The sequence below is a fragment of the Mesorhizobium ciceri WSM4083 genome (assembly GCF_000519305.1).
Classification (GTDB): domain Bacteria; phylum Pseudomonadota; class Alphaproteobacteria; order Rhizobiales; family Rhizobiaceae; genus Mesorhizobium; species Mesorhizobium ciceri_B.
In genome coordinates this window covers 456,221-475,454 of record NZ_JAFG01000004.1, presented here as the reverse complement: position 1 = coordinate 475,454, position 19,234 = coordinate 456,221, and the positions used below count along the sequence as shown (strand labels likewise).

The following is a 19,234-nucleotide window of genomic DNA, read 5'->3' as shown; positions in this document are numbered from 1 at the left end:
GGAGCGGGCCGCGCATGCTGAAGCTCGAACATCAAACCCTGAATGACCGCGCCTATGGCGCGCTCAAGCAGGAGTTGATTTCCGGCGGCTTCAGCCCGGGCCAGACACTGGTCATCCGCAAGCTCGCCGAGACGTTCGGCATCTCGACGACACCGATCCGCGAGGCGCTGCAGAGGCTTGTCGCCGAGCGGCTGCTCGAGATGCAGAACAACCGCTCGGTCATCGTGCCGTTGCTGTCCGCGCCTGCCTTCGAGGAGCTGACGCGCATCCGCATCGCCGTCGAGGGACTGGCGGGCGAGATGGCGGCGACCAGGATGAGCGAAAGCGGGCTGGCTGACATACAAGCGACGCTCGCCGGCATGCAGCGTGCCATCGAGGCCGGCGACGCCAGGGCCTATCTCTCGTTGAACGAGGCGTTCCACTTCGCCATCTACCAGCACGCCGGCGCACCGATCCTGCTCAACATGATCCGCGACCTCTGGGGGCGGGTTGGGCCTTATCTCAAGCTGCTGATGCAGGCCGATCGCTACATCCCGCAGTCCAACGACGCGCATCGCAAGATCGTCGCCGCACTGGAGCAGCGCAGCGGTCCCACCGTGCGGATTTTCATAGAAAAGGACATCGCCGTGGCGGCCGCCGTACTATCTGCAAACCTTGACGCTGCCAGGTAGCCGTCGGCCTAGCTCGTCCCGTCCAGCCGGTCGCGCAGCATGCTCCAGCCGAGCAGCATGTTGGGCGCGTGCCGCAGCAAGGCGTGGAACGGGATCGGCGCCGGCGCCGCGAAGGGCAGCGGCAGGTCGCGGGCATCGGTTCCAGCAGCCCAGTCCGCCAGCACCTTGCCCATCGCCGTGGTCATGGCGATGCCGCGGCCGTTGCAGGCGCGGCCGGCGATCAGGCCCGAGCCGAGGTCGATCAGATGCGGCAGGAAATCCGGTTCGACCGCTGCCATTCCCGACCAGCTATAGGCAAGCGGCGGCAGATTGGGCAGATCGAGATGCCGGCCGAGCCTTCGCCAGATCGTCTGCGGTACGCGCGTATCCGCACCGGCGCCAAGGATATGCATGCCGCCGCTGATCAGCCGGTTTTCGGCGTCGAAGCGGAAGGTGAACAGATTGCGCTTGGTGTCGCCGACACCTTGCCCACCGGGAAGCAACCGGCTGCGCACTTCACGAGGCAGCGGCGCTGTTGCGATCTGGAAAACCTTGAGCGGGAAATAGGTTCGCTGCAATGACGGATTGAGGGACCGGCCATAGGCGTTGGTGGCGATCAGCACCTTGCCGGCGCGCACCGAGCCAGATGGCGTTTTCAGCATCCAGCCATCGGCTGTCCGATCAACCGAGGTGACGCGCGTCTGCTCGAAGATCTTCGCGCCGGCCTTCTCCGCCGCATCCGCGAGCCCGCGCGCATAGGCGACCGGATTGAGCACGCCGCCGCAACGATCCATCCAGCCGCCGACATAGCCTGGCACGCCCGTCAGCGTTTCGATTTCCTGCCGATCCAATGTGACTGCCGGCCGGCCACGCTGCGCCCATTGCCCGGCACGTGATTTGACCTTCTCGAAGGCGGCAGGCGAATGCGCCGGCTGGATCCATCCGTTCTGCACGGCGTCGCAGTCGATGCCGTGCTGCCGGATCAGGCGGAAAACCAGGTCGGCGCTGCCGGCGGCGAAATCGATCAGCCTTTCGCCGCGCGACGGTCCGAGATGGGCCAGTATGTCGACTGGATCCATTTTGGCGAAGTTCGGCACGACAAAGCCCGCATTCCTGCCGGTCGCACCCCAGGCGATGAACTCGGCTTCGAGAACGGCGACGGAAAGGCCTTTGCCCGCCGCATGCAGCGCGGTTGAAAGGCCGGAAAAGCCGCCGCCGACGATGGCGAGGTCGACATCGATTCCGCTCTGCAGCGCCGGCCGCTCTCGACGGTTACGGCTGACGGCATGCCAGAGCGAAGCGCCGCGCGCTTCCTGCCGGATCGCGGCATTCATGACGGGGAGATGCTCTTGGCCGTCGCTACCTTCGCCCGCTTGCCAAACCACGGCCGCCGCGGCCTGTCGCCGAGCAGGCCGTTCGGTCGGATCAGCAGGATGACGCAGAGCATGACGCCGATCGCGGCGATCTGCAGTGCGGCGGCGCGCGCCTGCTGTTCCGGCGGGAACAGGATGCTGGTCAGCGTGCCTGATCCGGCCCATATCGCCCACACCAGGATGCTGCCGATGACGGCGCCGAGATTGCTGCCCGAGCCGCCGACGATCAGCATTACCCAGACCTGGAAGGTCAGGATCGGAAGGTAGTTGTCCGGCGCGATGAAGCCGGTGAAATGCGCCTGCAGCGCGCCGGCCAGCGCCATGATGGCGCCGCCGACGGCAAAGGTCTGGACGCGATAGAAACGCGCGCTCTTGCCAAGCGAGATCGCTGCCCGCTCATCCTCACGCAGCGCCTTCAAGACCCGCCCCCATGGGCTGCGCGACAGATGTTCCAAGGCGAGATAGGCGATCAGCGTGACGACCGAGACCACGGCAAGGTTGGAGAAGTTGAACAGCAGCGGCGTCTCGGCAAGCCCGCCGAAGGGGCGCGGGATGAAACCGATGCCGAACGGGCCGCCGGTCAGCTTCTGCGCGTTGAGCGCGACCAGTTGCACGACGACGGCAACACCGAAGGTGGTGATCGCCAGATAGTCGGATCTCAGCCGCAGCGTCGCCATGCCGGTGAGCGCCGCGGCGATGCCGCCGACGACCATGGCGCCGAGCCAGCCGACAAGGATCGGCAGGTCGAAGCCACCCAGCCGCGCGGCGTCGTCGGGAGTGGTCAGCAGCGCCGAGGTGTAGGCGCCGATGGCGACGAAGCCAGCGAGGCCGACATTGAACAGCCCGGTCAGGCCCCATTGCAGATTGAGCCCCAGCGTGACCAGCGAAAAGATCAGCGCGGTGGTCAGGAAGAAGGCGCCGTACCCGAGCAGATCCATCAGCGTTCCCTCACACCAAACAGGCCGATCGGTCGCACGAACAGCACCGCCATCAGGATGATGAAGGAGACGGCGGCGCGCCATTCGGCGCCGATCAATTGCACGGCACTCGCTTCGGCGAGCCCGATGATCAGGCCGCCGAGCACTGCGCCGGGGATGCTGCCGATGCCGCCGAGAATGGCGGCGGCAAACATCGGCAGCAGCATGTCGAAGCCCATGAATGGGCGGATTTGCACCAGAATGCCGATCATCACGCCGGCGACACAGGCCAGCCCCCCGCCGATGACCCAGGTGACGCGCACCACGCTGGCGACATCGATGCCGACGATGCGGGCCAGTGCCGCGTTCTGGCTCAAGGCCTGCATCGAGCGGCCCGTCTGCGTGCGCGTCATCAACAGATGCACGCCGAGCACCAGCACCGCGGTCAGCAGTAGCAGGGCGATCTGGTCGGGCGTGATGCGGATGCCGAAGCCGACCGGCATGGCGATCTGGATTGCCCGGCTGAAATAGGTCGGCCGCGAAGTGAAAGTGAATTCGAGCAAGCTTCTCAGCGCCATCGAGGCGCCGAAGCTCGCCATCACCACGATGATCGCCTGGCCTTGCGAGCGAAGCCGCGAAAACAGCACCTTGTCGAGCAGCAGCGCCAAGAGCGCGGTGAAGGCCATACCGATAGCGAGCGCAACAATGAGCGGCCAGCCGAAGGACAGCGGTGCGATCGGCGCCACCTTGCCGAATGTCGCGCCGATGGCGCTGACGACGGCCAACGTCGCATAGGTTCCCCAGGCCATGAAGTCGCCATGGGCAAAGTTCGAGAAGCGCAGGATCGAATAGGTGAGCGTCACGCCAATGGCGCCGAGGCCGATCATCGAACCCGTCAGCAATCCGTCGACGACAAATTGCAGGCTCATGCCGTGCCTCCTTTCCCTGCCTGAGATGGGCGCTGGCCAAGGTAGAGTTCGGCGACCACCGGATCGTTCCACAGTTCGGATGCAATGCTCTCGTGCCGGTCCTTGCCTTCGACCAGCACATAGGCGCGGTCGCCGATGGCGAGCGCCGCCTTGGCATTCTGCTCGACCAAAAGGATGGTGACGCCGGACTTGCGGATGTTTGCCAGCATCTCGAACACCATCGAGACGAATTTCGGCGACAGGCCGGCCGACGGCTCGTCCAGAACCAGCACTTTGGGGTGGACGATCAGCGCTCGCGCGACGGCCAGCATCTGCCGCTGCCCGCCCGACAAATTGCCGGCGGGGGTGCGGCGCTGGCGGACGAGATCGGGGAAAGCCGAATACATCTCCTCGATACGGCCAGGGATTTCGCGCCGTTCGAGGATGCCACAAGCGACCTTGAGATTGTCCTCGACCGACATCAGCGGAAAGATGTTTTCGGTCTGCGGCACGAAGGCCAGCCCAAGCCGCACCATGGTGTGGGCAGGCGCGGCGGTGATGTCCTTGCCGTCCAGAAACACCGTGCCGCCGGTGATCGGGACGAGGCCGGCGATCGCCTTGATGAAGCTCGACTTGCCGGCGCCGTTGGGGCCGAGCACGACGACGATCTCGCCCTTGGCGACGGTGATCGAGGCGCCGCGCACGATCGGCACGCCGGGCTCGTAGCCGGCTTCGAGGTCGCGGACATCGAGAACGATCTCGCTCATGCCGCGCCTCCGAGATAGGCCTCGATGACGCGCGGGTCGCGAGCGACCTCTTCCGCCGTGCCTTCGCTGAGCAGCTGGCCGCTCGCCATGACCAGGACGCGATGGCAGAGCCGCGTTACCATGTCGATATTGTGCTCGATCAGCAGGAAGGTGATGCCACGCGCGTTGATGTCCCGGATGCGGTCGATGATGACCTCCAGCAGCGTCGCGTTGACGCCGGCCGCCGGTTCGTCGAGCAGGATGATCGCCGGATCGGCCATCATGACGCGGGCGAGTTCGAGCAGCTTGCGCTGGCCGCCGGAAAGCACCCGCGCCGGCTCATGCGCGAGATGAGTGAGGGTGACCAGTTCCAGCAGTTCGAGCGCCTTTGTCCTGGCGGCTCTTTCCTGCGCGGCGACGCGCCATGGCGTGATGAAATTGGCGAGCAGTTTTTCGCCGGCCTGGCCCTGTGCCGCCAGCATGATGTTTTCGATCAGCGTCAGATTGGGCAGTGGGCGCGGGATCTGAAACGTGCGGCCAAGGCCACGGCCGATACGCAAATGCGCGGCTTCGCCCGAGACAGGCGTGCCGTTGAGCAGGATCTCGCCGCTCGTCGGCAGGATGCTGCCGGCGAGCAGGTCGAACATCGTCGTCTTGCCGGCACCATTGGGGCCGATCAAGCCGAGGATTTCTCCCGCTTTGACGTCAAACGAGACATCGTTGACCGCGACAAGGCCGCCGAACCGCCTGACGACATTCCTTGCCGTCAGAACCGGCGCGCGGGTTTCCCCTTGCCGTTTGGTTGCCTCGCTCATCAAACCCTCTGGCCGAAGACGATCGTTGCCGTCTCCTGATTATGATTTGTGATCACACTTGCTTTGATCACGCTATTCGGCTTTAATTTCATCCGCAAGCCGAAAACCGGCCACGAACGGAATTCCATGCAAAAGGCTGCCATCGAAAAGAACAACGAGGCGATCGCGGCCCAGCTTGCGCCAGTCGGGCGCGAAACGGTGCAGGACCGCGTCTATTCCGAACTGCGCCGCGCCCTGATCGGCGGTCTGTTCGAGCCGAGCCAGGTGCTGACCATCCGTGGCCTGGCTGACGCCTTGGTCACCTCGACCATGCCGGTGCGCGAGGCGCTCGGCAGGCTGATCACGGAAAAGGCGCTGGAGGCGCTGCCCAACCGTTCGGTGCGCGTGCCGCCGATCACGCTGGAACGTCTCGACGATCTCTTGCGCGCCCGCATCCTGATCGAGGGCGAGGCGATCGCGCTGGCCGCCGCCCGCATGGGTCCGCGCCAGATCGCCACCATCGAAACCATTCTGGCCGAATGGGACGAGATGCGGGCGCTGAAGCACAAGAAGGACGTCGATCGCGAAGTGACGCTCAACCAGAGCTTTCATTTCGAGATCTACCGTTCCTGCGGCTCGGCGGTGCTGATCCCGATGATCGAGAGCCTGTGGCTGCAATCAGGCCCCTGCATTCGTGTCGCCATCTATGCCTTCTCGGAAGCCGGCGAGGTCGACACAGCCCAATACCACCGCCGCATCGTCACGGCGCTGTCCACGCAGGATGCGCAGGCGGCGCGCGAGTCGCTGGTCGCCGACATCAGCCGACCCTTCACCTTCCTCCGCAGCAAGCTGCAAGCCAATGCCGCGAAGGACCAGACATGACCGCCATCAGGATCACCGAGCCGCGCTCGCAGCTTTCCGTCACGGCCCTGTTGCTGCCCGGGAAAGCGCCGGAAAACGCTGCCTTCCTCTTGGCCTATCTCGGCACGCCACGCGTCGTCCCGGGCATCCACGCGATGTGGACAGGGCCTGAGATTTCCTGTCCGGTTCCATCAGCCGATCTCGAGGGCCAGGCCTATGCCAGGCCGTTGCCGGCCGAGAACGCGACGCTGAACCCGCAGCCGGGCGATATCGTGCTGTCCTACGTGCCGCCACGCATGTGGGGCGGCAATCCCAATGCGATCTTCGACATCGGCCTCTACTACGGGCAGGACGCGCGGCTCCTGTTCCCGATCGGCTGGTTGGCCGGCAGCGTGGTGGCGCAGGTGCGCATCGAAGAGCGCGATCGGTTCGCCGCCGCTTGCGGTGTCATCCGGCGCAACGGCGCCTGCGATGTCACCTTCAGTCTGGTGGAGGCCTGACATGGCCGACGACAGTTTCGAGCTGTTCGACCTTCGCGTCGAGGCGGTCATTCCGGAGGGCAAGCCGATCTATTGCGGCGCCAAGGCCGGCGACTACTTCGAACTCAAGGGCGAGATGCTGTCGATGCCAGCGGGGCAGGGCTTTTCGATCTATTCGCTCGCCGCCGTCTTGCCGCTGCTGGCGGCCAAGCAGCGTCCAACTCATCCGAACGACTGGATGACATCGGACGCCGAGATCGCTTGTCCCGATCCCAATTGCGCCAGCCGGCTGCGGATCGTCAGGGTGGCCAAGCGACGGTTCAGCCACGCCGAGACCACGGCGGTGCCGCTGCCGAAGGAAGATGACCTGACATGACCGCCAAGACCTTCGACCTCGGCCCCGGCTACACCATCTCGCGCGTCATTCGCGGCGGCTGGCAGTTGGCCGGCGGCCACGGCGCCATCGACCGCAGCCAGGCGGTTGCCGATCTGATCGCCACCTTCGATGCCGGCATCTGGACCTATGATTGCGCCGACATCTACACCGGCGTCGAGGAGCTGATCGGCGCCGCGCGCCTGCGGCTGGCAAGCGAGCGCGGTCTCGACGTCGCCGCCCGGATGAAGGTGCACACCAAGCTGGTGCCCGACCTCGAACGGCTGGCCAGCATCAGCCGCGACTATATCAGGGGCATCGTCGACCAGTCATTGCGGCGGCTGAAGACCGAGCGGCTCGATCTCGTTCAGTTCCACTGGTGGGATTATGACCAGCCTCGCTATGTCGAGGCGATGGGCTGGCTCGACGAGCTTCGGCTGGAAGGCAAGGTGCGCAATCTCGGCACCACCAATTTCGATACGCCGCGCCTGGCCGAAATCCTCGCCGCCGGCATCCCGCTGGTCAGCCAGCAACTGCAATATTCCGTGCTCGACCAACGCCCGGGCAACAGCCTGGCGGCACTGGCAAAACAGAACGGCGTCAGCTTCCTCTGTTACGGCTCGGTTGCCGGCGGCTTTCTCAGCGACAAATGGCTCGGGGCGGCCGAGCCCGCCACGCCGCTCGAAAACCGTTCGCTGGTCAAATACAAGCTGATCATCGACGATTTCGGCGGCTGGGACCTGTTTCAGCACCTGCTGCAGGCGCTGAAGGCCGTTGGCGAGCGCCACGGCGTCGACATCGCCACCATCGCCAGCGCCTGGGTGCTGGAGCAGCCGCAAGTGGCGGCCGTCATCGTCGGTGCCCGCAACCAGGCGCACGCCATTGCCAATGCAAAGATCATGGACGTTGCGCTCGATGCCGAGGACCGGGCGCGGATTGCGGCCGTCATCGCGCAAGGCACGAGCCTCGAGGGTGACGTCTACACGCTGGAGCGCGACCGCCATGGCCGTCACGGCTCGATCATGCACTACAACCTCAATGCGGGGAAGAAATGAGCGGCGAGCCCTCCCTGTTTTCACGCGCCAGCGCCGAAATCATCGACCTGCACCGCTTCTTCGTCGACTGGTTCGTCGCTGCGCGCGCCAACACGGTGGACTTCGGCCGCTTCGAACGCGCCATGGGCAAAGACCTCAGCATGGTGGCGCCGGACGGGCAGATTCTCGATCGCGAAGCGGTCGTCGATCATGTCCGCGCAAGCCGCGCTTCCTGCGACGATGGTTTTGCCATTTCGATCGAGGACATCCAGCCCGGCTGGCAGGACGCCGATACGATCGTCGTCCTTTATGTCGAAGCGCAGCTGCGCGCAGGCAAGCACAGCCGCCGCCAGTCGAGCGCCGTCTTCACCACCAGTTCATCGGCGCCCAACGGCGTCGAATGGCGACATCTGCATGAGACCTGGCTGCAGGTGCCGGAACGCTGAACAGGCTCCAGAATTCGAATACAGTCGAGTAACGAAAGGGGAACAACAATGACAAAGACGATACTCCAACTCACCACCGCGCTCGCCCTCGTCACGATGGCGGGTGCCGCGCAGGCAGCCGATTGCAAGATCACCGTTGGCCTCGTCATGGAGCTGACCGGCCCGGCCGGCGAATATGGCCAGGCCGGCGCCAAGTCGGTCGAGATGGCCTTCCGCGACATCAACGGAGCCGGCGGTGTGCGCGGCTGCGATCTCGTCACCGACACGCGCGACAGCCAGAGCCAGGGCAACATCGCGGTCGATGCCGCCACCCAGCTCGTTCAGGTCAAGAAGGTGCCGGTCATCATCGGCGGTATCATCTCGTCTGTGTCGATCCCGATCCTGACCTCCGTCACCGCGCCAGCCAAGATCGTCCAGGTCTCGCCGGCTTCGTCCTCGCCGACGCTGACGGCGCTCGGCCGCGACGGCAAGACCAACGGCATCTTCTTCCGCACCATCACCTCGGATGCGCTGCAGGGCGTCGCCGCCGCCAAATACGCCGTCGACAAGGGCTTCAAGAAACTATCGATCATCCACGTCAACAACGATTTCGGCGTCAACATGGTGGCCGAATTCTCGCGGGCCTACAAAGCGCTCGGTGGCACCATCGTCTCCGACACGCCTTACAACGAAAAGCAGTCGAGCTATGCCTCGGAAGTCACGGCGGCGATGGCCGGCGAGCCGGACGGGCTCTATCTCGTCAGCACGCCGGTCGACGGTGCAACGGTCGCTCGTACCTGGATCTCGCAGGGCGGCGTGCAGAAATTCCTGCTCAATGACGGCATGAACAGCCCGGACTTCATCGAATCCGTCGGCGCCGATTATCTGAAGGAAGCCTACGGCACGTCTTCCGGCACCAGCCCGACGGCCTCGACGGAGTATTTCACCAAGAACTACAAGGAATTCTCCGGCATCGAACCGACCAATCCGGCGGCCGACCGTTCCTATGACGCCGGCGCGATTGTTGGCCTCGCCATCGCCATTGCCGGCTCCGAGGATCCGGCCAAGATCAAGGACGCGATGTACAAGGCGGTCGATCCGGCCGGCACGCCGATCTTTGCCGGCAAGGAAGAGTTCGCCAAGGCACTTGGCCTGATCAAGGACGGCAAGCCGATCCGCTATGAAGGCGTCATCGGCCCGGTTGCCTTCGACAAATATGGCGACATCACCGGCCCGTTTCGGCTGTGGAAGATCGTCGACGGCAAGGTGGCGACGGATGGTGAAATGACCACCGACGATGTCGACGCCTTGCAAGCCAAGCTTCAGTAAGCATCATTCCGTTTGGTCCGGCATCGATTGTGTCAGCATCGATGCCGGACCAAGAATATGGCTGCCTCATTGCGGCGCTCCTGCCCGGCACTCAAGTCCGTTCGGTCGCAACTTGCCTAGGGATGAGAAAGCGGGCGGCGAGCACGCAGAGCAGCACGGTGAACATCAGGATCAGCGCTACCAGCGCATTGATGTCAGGTGAGAAGCCAAGCCGCATCATTGCCCACAGCCTGACCGGCAGCGTGCTCTGGGTACCTGTGACCAGGATCGTGATCATCGTCTCGTCGAACGACAGCGCGAAGGCCAGGATGGCGCCGCCAACCATGGCGCTCGACAGGTTCGGCAGGATAATGCGCCAGAACGTTTGCCAGCCCGTGGCACCGAGATCGTAGGACGCGTCGACCAGCGTGCGGCTCATCGACTGCAGCCGCATCAGCACCGTGCGGTAGACGATCGCCAGCACGAAAACCGTATGCCCGATGACGACCGTCAGCAGCGAGCGTTCGAGGCCGATTTCGCGGAAGAAGATCAGCAGCGCGAGGCCGCTGATGATCGGCGGCATCAGGAACGGCAGGAAGATGATGAACTGCAGCAGCGAGCGCCCGGAACGCCGGCCATGATAATAGAGCGCCAGCAGCGTTCCGCTGACCACCGACAGGATGACGGTGCAGACGCCGACGATCAGCGTGGTGCGCAAGGCGGTCAATATGTCGTGATTTTCGGCCAGCGCCACATAAGTCGCAAGGGTCGGCGACGACCAGTCGACGGAGCCATGCGAAATGGTGAAGAACGACGACACGATCGGCACGAACAGCGGGCTGTAGAGCAGCACCGCAACCAGTGTCGTGATCGCGGCCAGAAAGATCGTCGACAGTCGGGGCAGGGCGCTCATACCGAAATCCCCCGGTTGCGTCCGAAGCGTTCGCCGATGAGGATTGCCGCGATCACCACGACGGCCAGCGCCACCGACAGCGCCGCGCCGAACGGCCAGTTATAGGCCGTGCCGAACTGGCTGTAGAGGATGCGGCCGAAGGTGAAGCCGCTGATCCCGCCGACCATTTGCGGCGTCAGGAAATCGCCGATCGCCAGCACGAAGACGAAGCTCGCCGCCGAAGCGACGCCGGGCAGGCTGAGCGGCAAGGTGATGCGCAGGAAGGTCTGCAAGCCGCTCGCGCCGAGATCGTCGGACGCACGCAGCAACACCTGCGGAATTCGCTCCAGCGACAGGAAGATAGGCAGGATGGCGAACGGGATAAGCAGCAGCGTCAGCGTTAGCAGGATGGCGTTCATGTTGAACACGAAAAGCGTCGACGGCTCCTGCAGGATGCCAAGTGTCACCAGCGCCTTGTTGAGAAAGCCGTTGAGGCCCAGGATGCTGCGGATCGCATAGATCTTGATGACGTAGCTCATCAGCAACGGCACCAGCAGCAGCATCAGCAAGGCGTAGCGCCAGCGGCCTTTCAGCGTCGTCAGGAAGTAGGCTGCGGGATAGGCAAGCAGGATGCAGATGATGGCCACCGACACGCACAGCACGATGGTGTTCCAGAACACCGGCAGAAAGACCGGGTCGGTGAAGAACCTGACATAGTTGCCCAGCGACAAGCTGTAGACGATCGTGCCCTGGTCGACGCTGAAGAAACTGTAGCCGAGGAAGATCGCCAGCGGCACCAGGACGAAGACCACCGGCAAGGCAAACGCCAGCACCGTCACCAGCAGCGACAACCGTCTTTCCGCAGGCAGCGTCGAGTCGGCTTTGCTCATGCCAGCACCAGATGGCCTTCATGCGGCGCAAACGAAAGCGAGACAGTCTCGCCGGATTTGAGCGCGCTGCCGTCGACGCGGCTAGGCACGCGCAGCCGCAAGCGTTGCGCGGCATTGTCGGCGCCGGCCATGATGGTGGCGACGGTCGACGAGCCGGCAAAGGCCATGTCGGAGATCGTGCCGGAAAAATGGTTGTCGGTGTCCTTTGCATCCGCAAGATGCAAGGCTTCTGGACGGAATGCGGCGTAAGCGCTGGCGCCATCCGTTGCGGCCTTCAAGTGCGGCTGGTCGCTGATCGAGCAGACCAGGCGGCCGAGCGTCGTCTCGATCGATCGCAGCTCGCCCTGGACCGGTCCGAGTTTTCCGGCCACCAGATTGTTCTCGCCGAAGAAACGCGCGGCGAATTCGCAATTCGGTCTGTAGTAAAGGTCGTGCGGCGTGCCGAGCTGGCGGATATGGCCGGCCTCCATGACACAGATCCGGTCGGCCATGCCGATGGCTTCTTCCTGGTCGTGGGTGACGAACAGGAAGGTGGTCTTGATCTCGCGCTGGATGGACTTCAGGAACACCTGCATCTGCCGGCGCAGTTCGAGGTCGAGCGCCGCCAGCGGCTCATCGAGCAGGATCAGGCGTGGCTGGCAGATCAGCGCACGGGCAAGCGCGACGCGCTGGCGCTGGCCGCCGGAGAGCTGCGCGGGAAAGCGGTCGGCGAAACGGCCGAGTTGGACCAGGTCCAGCGCTTCCGCGACACGGCGCGCGATTTCCTTGCGCTGGATATGTCGAACCGAAAGCCCGTAGCCGACATTGCCCGAAACGGTCAGGTGCGGGAACAGCGCATAGTCCTGGAACACGGTGTTGAACGGACGCCGGTTGATCGGCATGCGGCTGATGTCTTGCCCATCCAAGCGGATCTCGCCCGACGTCAGCGGTTCCAGCCCGCCGATCAGCCGCAGCACCGTGGTCTTGCCGGAGCCGGATGGTCCAAGAACGGTGAGGAACTCACCGTCCCGGATCGACAGGTCGATGTCGTGCAGCACGGGGACCGTGCCGTAGGATTTCGAGACGGACCGCAGCGTCAAGAGGTCGGTGTTCTGGTTCATGAAATACTCTCGCTTACGCTTCGGCGGTCCGGAACTCCGGACCGCCGGGTCCTTCCAAGTCATGGTGCGGAAAGATCAGGGCGTCGCCTTGACCTCGTTCCACATGTCCGACCGCTTGAGCGGGTCCTCGACATTGTTGAGCCAGACCAGCTTGTCGTTGCCGCCGGCGCTGCCGGTTTCCGTCACTGTGTTGCCGAAGCCGGTGCGCTCGGAAAGCTCGCCGCCGACCTTCTTGCTCAGCATGAAGTCGATCCATTTCTCGGCTGCCGCATTGTCACGGACACCCTTGGAAATGACCCAGTTGTCGAGCCAGGCGAGCGCGCCCTCGCTTGGATTGACGTAGGCGACATGGGCGCCGATCTTCTGCAGCGCCTTGACCTGCTGCTGGCCGTAATTGGCCCAGATCAGGGCCACGTCATTGTTCTGGTAGATCTGCTGCGCCTCGTCGGCGGTGGTGTAGAAGCTCAGCACGTTGCGCTTGAGTTCGACCAGCTTGGCCTTGACCGCAGCCATCTGCTCTTCGTTGAGGTTGAACGGATCCTTGTAGCCGAGCGTCAGTGCGGTGAACGAGAAATTGTGCTCGCCATTGTCATAAGCCAGCACCTTGCCCTTGTAGGCCGGGTCCCACAGAACCGACATCGAGGTCGGCGCCGGCTTGACCTTGTCGGTGTCGTAGATCAGGCCGATGGAGTCGAAGCAGAACGGAATGCCGTAGACCTTGCCGTCCTTGGTGACGCCGCTGACCGCCGTCAGGTCGCGGAAGCGCGGCAGCACTTCTTTCTGGTTGGCGAGCTTCGTGACGTCGATTGGCGACACCAGGTCGGCCTTGATGTAACGCTGCAACTGGGCGGTGTTGACGGCGAAGACGTCGAAGTCCTGGCCTTCGCTACCCTTGATCTTGGCCCAGATCTCGTCGTCGCTGCCGATGAAGACGACATCGACGCCGATGCCGGTCGCGGCGGTGAAGTCCTTGACCCAGTCGGCATCGGCGTAGCCGTCCCAGGCCAGTACCCGAAGGTTCGCGGCGAGCGCCGCCGATGTCATCAGGCCGATGCCGAGCCCGATTGTCGCTAGTTTTAGAAACGCTTTCTTCAGTCCCATTTTTAATCTCCCATTGTCGTTCTGGTGGACCGTAATTTTCGGGCCTGCGCCGTCACAGCTGGGTAACAGCGACCAGTCCCTCGTCCGGCACCGACACCATCCGGTTGCGCAGTGGCTTGCCGAATGTCTGTGCCTGGATTTCATACTCGTCGCCGGAAGCCGTCTTGACGCCGGAGGCGTAGCTCATCACCGCCGCGCCGAAGAAATAGGCGTGCAGGTCGCCCGCCCTGCGGTGCATCGGGTAGCGGAAATGGAAGTGTTCGAGATTGGCGATCGAGTGCGACATGTGCGCTTCGCCCGACAGGAACTCCTGCTCCCAGATGACAGTGCCGTCGCGCAGGATGCGCGAATGGCCGCGCACTTCTTCGGGCAGGTCGCCGATCAGCAATTCCGGCCCGATCGAGCAGGAGCGCAGCTTGGAATGGGCGAGGTAGAGGTAGTTCTCGCCCTCCGTCACATGGTCGGAATATTCGTTGCCGAGCGCATAGCCGATGCGATAGGGGCGGCCGTCCGGCCCATTGAGATAGAGGCCGACGATCTCGGCCTCTTCGGCACCGGCTTTCGCGAATGCCGGCATCGGCAGCGGTGCGCCGGGCGGCACAACGCATGTGCCGACGCCCTTGAAGAACCACTCTGGCTGAATCCCGATCTTGCCGGCGCCAGGCTTGCCGCCCTCCAGCCCCATGCGGAAGATTTTCAAGGAATCGGATTCGTCGGCACCTTCGCCATGGGTCAGGACATGCATCTGGTTGCGCGCGGCGGCGCTTCCGGTGTGGGTCAGGCCGGTCCCGGTGACCAGGAAGCGGGCCGGTTCCGGATGGTCGACCGGAGCGAGCACCTGGCCATCGCGCAACAGTTGGTCGTAATCGATTTTCGCCGCGCCGGTCCGCTTCTCGACCAGCGCCGCGATGGAGGCGCCTTGGGCGATTGCCGCCTCGGCGAGTTCCAGCACGGAGCTGGTCTTGTCGAGCGGGTGCAGGTGATTGCCGTCGTCGGAGACGCGGCCGACCCGTCTGCTGCCGTCGGCCATTTTGAACTGAACAAGACGCATGAACTAACCTTCTTCCTTTGAAACCGTACGGGTCACACCCAGCCCGCATCGACGATGAACTGCTGGCTCGTGCACATGCGGCTGTCGTCGGCGGCGAGGAACAGCGCCATGCGCGCGATGTCGGAGGGTTGCAGCCGGTCGGGCAGGCACTGCCTTTCCGCGATCTGGCGTTCGCCGGCCGGGTTCAGCCACAGCCGCATCTGGCGCTCTGTCATCACCCATCCCGGCACCATGCAGTTGACGCGGATGCGTTCGGGGCCGAGTTCGCGAGCCAGCGCCCGCGTCATGCCGTAAACAGCCGCTTTCGCGGTGACATAGGCTGGGCAATCCGGATCGCCGACCATCCAGGTGATGGAGCCGAAATTGATGATCGAGCCGCCGCCCAGCGCGCTCATCTGCGGACGCACCGCCTGCGCCGCGAAGAACTGGTGGCGCAAATTGACCGCCATGCGGTCGTCCCAGTAGGCAACCGTCACGTCCTTGGTCTGGTGACGGTCGTCATTGCCGGCATTGTTGCATAGCGCCTGGATCGGGCCGTTGTGCCGCATCGCCTGCACGGTTGCCGCCTGCAACTCTTCGACGTTGCGCAGGTCGCAGGGAATGAACAGCGGCGCGGCATGTCCCTCGGCCGCGATCGCGTCGACCAGGCGTTGGGATGGTTCTTCGGCCATGTCGACGAAGGCGACGCGGCTGCCTTGCGCGCAGAAATGGCGCACCAGGCTTTCGCCGATGCCACTGCCGCCGCCGGTTATGAAGACGCTGCGGCCCTTGAGGCTTGGATAGATCGCATAGCCGATTTCATCCGTCATCGCGCGCCTCTCTAGTGCGAATGCCGAGGAATGCCGGCATCGCGCCGGCCGACGAGAAAGTCGAAATCGCAGCCCTTGTCGGCCTGCAGCACGCGCTCGACATAAAGGCTCTGATAGCCGCCTTCCGGCGGTGCCGGCGGCTTCCAGTCACGCCGGCGGATTGCGAGCTCCTCATCCGATACCAACAGCTCCAGCCGGCGGCCGGCGACATCGAGCTCGATAAGATCGCCGTCGCGCACCAGCGCCAGCGCGCCGCCTGCGGCTGCTTCGGGTGCCACATGCAGAACCACGGTGCCGTAGGCGGTGCCGCTCATGCGCGCGTCCGAAATGCGCACCATGTCGGAGACGCCTTGCTTCAGCAGTTTCGCCGGCAGCGGCATGTTGCCGACCTCGGCCATTCCGGGATAACCGCGCGGCCCGCAGTTCTTCAGCACCATCACCGAGGAGGCGTCGATGTCCAGCTCCGGATCGTCGATGCGGGCGTAGTAATGCTCGATGTTTTCGAACACCACCGCCTTGCCGCGATGCTGCATCAGCGCGGGCGTTGCCGCCGACGGCTTGATGACCGCGCCGTCGGGCGCCAGGTTGCCGCGCAGGATCGAGATGCCGCCTTCCTTGGTCAGCGGGTCGCTCAGCGGCCGGATCACCTCGCTGTTGTAGTTGGGCGCGCCGTCGATCAGTTCACCGATGGTCTTGGCGCTGACGGTCATGGCGTCGCGATGAAGAAGCCCCACTTCATCAAGCGACGCCATGACCGCAGCTAGCCCCCCGGCGTAGTAGAAATCTTCCATCAGGAACCGGCCCGACGGCATCAAATCGACAATGGTTGGAACGTCGCGGCCAAGGCGGTCCCAGTCGTCGAGGCTGAGATCGACACCGACCCGGTTGGCGATGGCGATCAGATGCAGCACCGCATTGGTCGAGCCACCGATCGCGCCGTTGACGCGAATGGCGTTCTCGAACGCTTGCCTGGTAAGGATCTGCGCGATCGTCACGTCTCTGCGGACCAGATCGACGATCTGGCGTCCGGCCATCTGGGCGAGCACGCCACGGCGCGAATCCACTGCCGGGATCGCGGCGTTGTCCGGCATGCCGATGCCGAGCGCCTCGACCATGCTGGCCATGGTCGAAGCCGTGCCCATTGTCATGCAGCTGCCCGCAGATCGGCTCTGGCCCTGCTCGGCGGCGAGAAAGTCGGCGACCGGCATGCGGCCGGCCTTCACTTCCTCGGCGAATTTCCAGACATGGGTCCCCGAGCCGATATCCTGTCCGCGGAACTTGCCGTTGAGCATCGGCCCGCCGGAAACGGCGATGGTTGGCAGGTTGCACGACGCGGCACCCATCAGCAGCGCCGGTGTGGTCTTGTCGCAACCGACCAGCAGGATGACGCCATCGATCGGATTGCCGCGGATGGACTCTTCGACATCCATGCTGACCAGATTGCGAAACAGCATGGCGGTAGGGCGCATGTTGCTCTCGCCCAGTGACATGACAGGGAATTCGAGGGGCAGGCCGCCGGCTTCATAGACGCCGCGTTTGACGTGATCGGCCAGCGCCCGCAGATGGGCATTGCATGGGGTCAGTTCCGACCAGGTGTTGCAGATACCGATCACCGGGCGGCCGTCGAAAGCGTCGGCGGGGATGCCCTGGTTCTTCATCCAGCTGCGGTGCATGAAGGCGTTCTTGCCTTCGCCGCCGAACCAGGCCTCGGACCGAAGTTTGCGTTTGGTGTCGGTCACGATGTCTGTTCCCGATTCTGGCGGCGCTTGTTGCGGTTTTCGACGCTGCGGCGCACGTCTTCCTCGGCATTGTCGATGAGCACCAGCAGCGCTTTTTGCGCGCCGGCCGCGTCGCCGGATGCAATCTTTTCGGCCACTTCCCGATGCAGCGGCAAAGAATGGCGCTGCCCGTCCGGATTGTCGTTGGAGAGGCGAAAGCTCATCACCAGTGCGGTTTCGACCAGTGCCGCCAGCGAGCCGATCAGCTCATTGCCGGTCATGCGCAGGATGGTCTGGTGGAACAAGAGGTCAGGCTTGGCGAAACGATCGCCGTCGTCGACGACCGCTTCCATTTCGGCCAGCGCGGCATTGATCTCGGCAATCTGCGCCGGCGTGGCGCGTTGCGCGGCAAGTGCGGCCGACATCGGTTCGATGGCCCGGCGCAGCTCAAACAGCGCCCGGACATCATCGGCGCTGACGCCGCCGGCGTAGCGCCATGACAGGACGTCCGGATCGAGGAAATTCCAGTCGGCACGGGGACGCACCCTTGTGCCGGTCTTCGGCCGCGATTCGACCAGCCCCTTGCCGGCCAGAACCTTGATCGCCTCGCGCAGCACCGTGCGGCTGACTCCCAGCATCTCGCTGGAATCGTCGGCATTGGGCAGCGCCTCGCCGGGCAGGAAATCGCCTTGCACGATGCGCAAACCGATCTGCTCGACGACAGTCGCATGCAGAGCGGTGGAGCCGCTGGAGACCGCCACCGCAACCCTCGACGTGCGCGCCGTGCTGAAAGATTTCTTATTCTTCATACTATTCATATGATATGTCTTATCGGCATTGCGATTGGAGTCAAGGGATGGGGGAGTGCCGATGACAAAGAATTCCGCTGCCGTTGCCGAGCAGCACCAAGAGCTGATCTCGATCAGCGATGGCATTGCGACTGTGGAGATTGCCCCGGCCGCCGGCGGCGCCGTCGCGTCGTATCGCTGGCGGCAAAACGGTTCCGTGGTGGATTGGCTGCGCCCTGCGGATCAGGTGGCGATCAACAGCCGCGATGCTGGCGCCATGGCCTGCTTCCCGCTGGTTCCCTATTCCAATCGCATAAGGGGCGGCCGCTTCGAATTCGCCGGCCGCACCGTCGAACTGCCGACCAGCCCGGACGATCCGCATCATGAGCATGGCCATGGCTGGCGTCGGCCATGGACAGTCGTGCGGCACGAAGCCAGCACCACCGTCCTATCCTACCGCCATGCCGCCGATTCCTGGCCGTGGAGCTATGAAGCAAGGCAAGCGGTCTCGCTGGTCGATGGCGGGCTGGTCATTGCCCTCTCGCTGCGCAACCTCTCGGACGCGCCGATGCCCGCAGGCTTCGGCCTGCATCCCTATTTCCCGTCGACATCGTGGACACATGTCCAGGCGCAGGTATCCGGCATGTGGGAGACCGATGCGAAAATCCTGCCCACCCGGCACGTCCTGCCGCCTGCCGGCTCCAACCCGACCACGGGCTTCGACGTGTCGGAGGCGGACTTCGACACGGTCTTCACCGGATGGTCGCGCCGCGCCCGGATCTCCTGGCCGGAGCATGGACGGCAGCTGGACATCGAAGCCGAGGCGCCGCTCGATTTCCTCGTCCTATATACGCCGCCCGGTGAGCCGTTCTTCTGCGCCGAACCGGTCAGTAACATCACCGATGCCTTCAATCGCAGCGACGCCGGCAACACTGGCTGCATCGTATTGGCACCCGGGCAGATGCGATCCGCAAACGTTCGCTTCATGCCTTCGCGGGAGATCTGATCGCCAGTCTG

At 64.1% G+C, this 19,234-nt stretch carries 21 protein-coding genes; 8 read left to right on the top strand and 13 right to left on the bottom strand.

Annotated features, from left to right (window positions below):
• Positions 1-14: 14 nt before the first annotated feature.
• Positions 15-671: a GntR family transcriptional regulator gene (locus tag MESCI2_RS0108175; RefSeq protein ID WP_027036152.1), complete on the top strand. Its 657-nt coding sequence runs from the start codon at positions 15-17 to the stop codon at positions 669-671.
• Between the two features lie 8 nt (positions 672-679).
• Here MESCI2_RS0108175 and MESCI2_RS0108170 read toward each other — a convergent pair whose 3' ends face one another.
• From MESCI2_RS0108170 to MESCI2_RS0108150, 5 genes are read right to left on the bottom strand one after another with little or no spacing between them, the layout of a single operon-like run.
• The gene (locus tag MESCI2_RS0108170) at positions 680-1,984 is read right to left on the bottom strand and encodes an NAD(P)/FAD-dependent oxidoreductase (RefSeq protein WP_027036151.1); all 1,305 of its coding nucleotides are present in this window, start codon (positions 1,982-1,984) and stop codon (positions 680-682) included.
• On the bottom strand, positions 1,981-2,964 hold the full coding sequence (locus MESCI2_RS0108165; protein WP_027036150.1) for a branched-chain amino acid ABC transporter permease: 984 nt from the start codon (positions 2,962-2,964) through the stop codon (positions 1,981-1,983). Before MESCI2_RS0108165 ends, MESCI2_RS0108170 begins: the two co-directional genes overlap by 4 nt.
• Positions 2,961-3,869 (bottom strand): branched-chain amino acid ABC transporter permease, encoded by a 909-nt coding sequence (locus MESCI2_RS0108160; protein WP_027036149.1) that lies wholly within the window; start codon positions 3,867-3,869, stop codon positions 2,961-2,963. The genes MESCI2_RS0108165 and MESCI2_RS0108160 overlap by 4 nt, the downstream gene beginning before the upstream one ends.
• Entirely contained in the window at positions 3,866-4,615 is a 750-nt protein-coding gene (locus MESCI2_RS0108155; RefSeq protein WP_027036148.1) for a branched-chain amino acid ABC transporter ATP-binding protein, read from the bottom strand. Before MESCI2_RS0108155 ends, MESCI2_RS0108160 begins: the two co-directional genes overlap by 4 nt.
• Positions 4,612-5,409, bottom strand: coding sequence for an ABC transporter ATP-binding protein (locus tag MESCI2_RS0108150; RefSeq protein ID WP_027036147.1), 798 nt, complete (start codon positions 5,407-5,409; stop codon positions 4,612-4,614). Before MESCI2_RS0108150 ends, MESCI2_RS0108155 begins: the two co-directional genes overlap by 4 nt.
• A 126-nt stretch (positions 5,410-5,535) precedes the next feature.
• On the opposite strand from MESCI2_RS0108150, the gene MESCI2_RS0108145 reads away from it, so the two are divergent.
• From MESCI2_RS0108145 to MESCI2_RS0108120, 6 genes are read left to right on the top strand one after another with little or no spacing between them, the layout of a single operon-like run.
• Complete coding sequence (locus MESCI2_RS0108145) at positions 5,536-6,270, top strand: GntR family transcriptional regulator (protein ID WP_081738664.1); 735 nt, start codon at positions 5,536-5,538, stop codon at positions 6,268-6,270.
• Positions 6,267-6,749, top strand: coding sequence for a DUF3830 family protein (locus MESCI2_RS0108140; protein WP_027036145.1), 483 nt, complete (start codon positions 6,267-6,269; stop codon positions 6,747-6,749). Before MESCI2_RS0108145 ends, MESCI2_RS0108140 begins: the two co-directional genes overlap by 4 nt.
• Position 6,750: 1 nt before the next feature.
• Positions 6,751-7,104 (top strand): TIGR04076 family protein, encoded by a 354-nt coding sequence (locus MESCI2_RS0108135; protein WP_027036144.1) that lies wholly within the window; start codon positions 6,751-6,753, stop codon positions 7,102-7,104.
• A complete protein-coding gene (locus tag MESCI2_RS0108130) occupies positions 7,101-8,156 on the top strand; it encodes an aldo/keto reductase (protein ID WP_027036143.1) in 1,056 nt (351 codons plus the stop codon). Before MESCI2_RS0108135 ends, MESCI2_RS0108130 begins: the two co-directional genes overlap by 4 nt.
• Positions 8,153-8,581 (top strand): hypothetical protein, encoded by a 429-nt coding sequence (locus MESCI2_RS0108125; protein WP_027036142.1) that lies wholly within the window; start codon positions 8,153-8,155, stop codon positions 8,579-8,581. Before MESCI2_RS0108130 ends, MESCI2_RS0108125 begins: the two co-directional genes overlap by 4 nt.
• Positions 8,582-8,629: 48 nt before the next feature.
• Complete coding sequence (locus MESCI2_RS0108120) at positions 8,630-9,889, top strand: ABC transporter substrate-binding protein (RefSeq protein ID WP_027036141.1); 1,260 nt, start codon at positions 8,630-8,632, stop codon at positions 9,887-9,889.
• Positions 9,890-9,980: 91 nt separating this feature from the next.
• Here the strand turns inward: MESCI2_RS0108120 and MESCI2_RS0108115 are convergent, their stop codons facing one another.
• From MESCI2_RS0108115 to MESCI2_RS0108080, 8 genes are all read right to left on the bottom strand, one after another.
• Positions 9,981-10,781 (bottom strand): ABC transporter permease, encoded by an 801-nt coding sequence (locus tag MESCI2_RS0108115; RefSeq protein WP_027036140.1) that lies wholly within the window; start codon positions 10,779-10,781, stop codon positions 9,981-9,983.
• Complete coding sequence (locus MESCI2_RS0108110; RefSeq protein ID WP_027036139.1) at positions 10,778-11,650, bottom strand: ABC transporter permease; 873 nt, start codon at positions 11,648-11,650, stop codon at positions 10,778-10,780. The genes MESCI2_RS0108115 and MESCI2_RS0108110 overlap by 4 nt, the downstream gene beginning before the upstream one ends.
• Positions 11,647-12,750, bottom strand: coding sequence for an ABC transporter ATP-binding protein (locus MESCI2_RS0108105; RefSeq protein WP_027036138.1), 1,104 nt, complete (start codon positions 12,748-12,750; stop codon positions 11,647-11,649). Before MESCI2_RS0108105 ends, MESCI2_RS0108110 begins: the two co-directional genes overlap by 4 nt.
• A 75-nt stretch (positions 12,751-12,825) precedes the next feature.
• Positions 12,826-13,851, bottom strand: a complete 1,026-nt coding sequence (locus tag MESCI2_RS0108100; protein ID WP_027036137.1) for an ABC transporter substrate-binding protein — start codon at positions 13,849-13,851, stop codon at positions 12,826-12,828.
• A 52-nt stretch (positions 13,852-13,903) separates the two neighbouring features.
• Positions 13,904-14,902, bottom strand: coding sequence for an AraD1 family protein (araD1, locus tag MESCI2_RS0108095; protein ID WP_027036136.1), 999 nt, complete (start codon positions 14,900-14,902; stop codon positions 13,904-13,906).
• 32 nt (positions 14,903-14,934) lie between these two features.
• Positions 14,935-15,711, bottom strand: coding sequence for an SDR family NAD(P)-dependent oxidoreductase (locus MESCI2_RS0108090; RefSeq protein ID WP_027036135.1), 777 nt, complete (start codon positions 15,709-15,711; stop codon positions 14,935-14,937).
• 11 nt (positions 15,712-15,722) lie between these two features.
• Positions 15,723-17,450 carry an IlvD/Edd family dehydratase gene (locus tag MESCI2_RS0108085; RefSeq protein WP_027036134.1) on the bottom strand — a complete coding sequence of 576 codons (1,728 nt, stop codon included), beginning with the start codon at positions 17,448-17,450 and terminating at the stop codon, positions 15,723-15,725.
• On the bottom strand, positions 17,447-18,238 hold the full coding sequence (locus tag MESCI2_RS0108080; protein ID WP_027036133.1) for a FadR/GntR family transcriptional regulator: 792 nt from the start codon (positions 18,236-18,238) through the stop codon (positions 17,447-17,449). Before MESCI2_RS0108080 ends, MESCI2_RS0108085 begins: the two co-directional genes overlap by 4 nt.
• 61 nt (positions 18,239-18,299) lie before the next feature.
• On the opposite strand from MESCI2_RS0108080, the gene MESCI2_RS0108075 reads away from it, so the two are divergent.
• Positions 18,300-19,223: an aldose 1-epimerase gene (locus MESCI2_RS0108075; protein WP_027036132.1), complete on the top strand. Its 924-nt coding sequence runs from the start codon at positions 18,300-18,302 to the stop codon at positions 19,221-19,223.
• Positions 19,224-19,234 lie beyond the last annotated feature (11 nt).

What these genes read in the sequence shown, in the direction of transcription:
- araD1 (WP_027036136.1), bottom strand. Translation starts at nt 14,902, where the DNA reads ATGCGTCTTGTTCAGTTCAAAATGGCCGACGGCAGCAGACGGGTCGGC.
- MESCI2_RS0108120 (WP_027036141.1), top strand. Translation starts at nt 8,630, where the DNA reads ATGACAAAGACGATACTCCAACTCACCACCGCGCTCGCCCTCGTCACG.
- MESCI2_RS0108075 (WP_027036132.1), top strand. Translation starts at nt 18,300, where the DNA reads ATGACAAAGAATTCCGCTGCCGTTGCCGAGCAGCACCAAGAGCTGATC.
- MESCI2_RS0108155 (WP_027036148.1), bottom strand. Translation starts at nt 4,615, where the DNA reads ATGAGCGAGATCGTTCTCGATGTCCGCGACCTCGAAGCCGGCTACGAG.
- MESCI2_RS0108130 (WP_027036143.1), top strand. Translation starts at nt 7,101, where the DNA reads ATGACCGCCAAGACCTTCGACCTCGGCCCCGGCTACACCATCTCGCGC.
- MESCI2_RS0108125 (WP_027036142.1), top strand. Translation starts at nt 8,153, where the DNA reads ATGAGCGGCGAGCCCTCCCTGTTTTCACGCGCCAGCGCCGAAATCATC.
- MESCI2_RS0108100 (WP_027036137.1), bottom strand. Translation starts at nt 13,851, where the DNA reads ATGGGACTGAAGAAAGCGTTTCTAAAACTAGCGACAATCGGGCTCGGC.
- MESCI2_RS0108175 (WP_027036152.1), top strand. Translation starts at nt 15, where the DNA reads ATGCTGAAGCTCGAACATCAAACCCTGAATGACCGCGCCTATGGCGCG.
- MESCI2_RS0108160 (WP_027036149.1), bottom strand. Translation starts at nt 3,869, where the DNA reads ATGAGCCTGCAATTTGTCGTCGACGGATTGCTGACGGGTTCGATGATC.
- MESCI2_RS0108080 (WP_027036133.1), bottom strand. Translation starts at nt 18,238, where the DNA reads ATGAAGAATAAGAAATCTTTCAGCACGGCGCGCACGTCGAGGGTTGCG.
- MESCI2_RS0108115 (WP_027036140.1), bottom strand. Translation starts at nt 10,781, where the DNA reads ATGAGCGCCCTGCCCCGACTGTCGACGATCTTTCTGGCCGCGATCACG.
- MESCI2_RS0108135 (WP_027036144.1), top strand. Translation starts at nt 6,751, where the DNA reads ATGGCCGACGACAGTTTCGAGCTGTTCGACCTTCGCGTCGAGGCGGTC.
- MESCI2_RS0108105 (WP_027036138.1), bottom strand. Translation starts at nt 12,750, where the DNA reads ATGAACCAGAACACCGACCTCTTGACGCTGCGGTCCGTCTCGAAATCC.
- MESCI2_RS0108110 (WP_027036139.1), bottom strand. Translation starts at nt 11,650, where the DNA reads ATGAGCAAAGCCGACTCGACGCTGCCTGCGGAAAGACGGTTGTCGCTG.
- MESCI2_RS0108140 (WP_027036145.1), top strand. Translation starts at nt 6,267, where the DNA reads ATGACCGCCATCAGGATCACCGAGCCGCGCTCGCAGCTTTCCGTCACG.
- MESCI2_RS0108090 (WP_027036135.1), bottom strand. Translation starts at nt 15,711, where the DNA reads ATGACGGATGAAATCGGCTATGCGATCTATCCAAGCCTCAAGGGCCGC.
- MESCI2_RS0108150 (WP_027036147.1), bottom strand. Translation starts at nt 5,409, where the DNA reads ATGAGCGAGGCAACCAAACGGCAAGGGGAAACCCGCGCGCCGGTTCTG.
- MESCI2_RS0108170 (WP_027036151.1), bottom strand. Translation starts at nt 1,984, where the DNA reads ATGAATGCCGCGATCCGGCAGGAAGCGCGCGGCGCTTCGCTCTGGCAT.
- MESCI2_RS0108145 (WP_081738664.1), top strand. Translation starts at nt 5,536, where the DNA reads ATGCAAAAGGCTGCCATCGAAAAGAACAACGAGGCGATCGCGGCCCAG.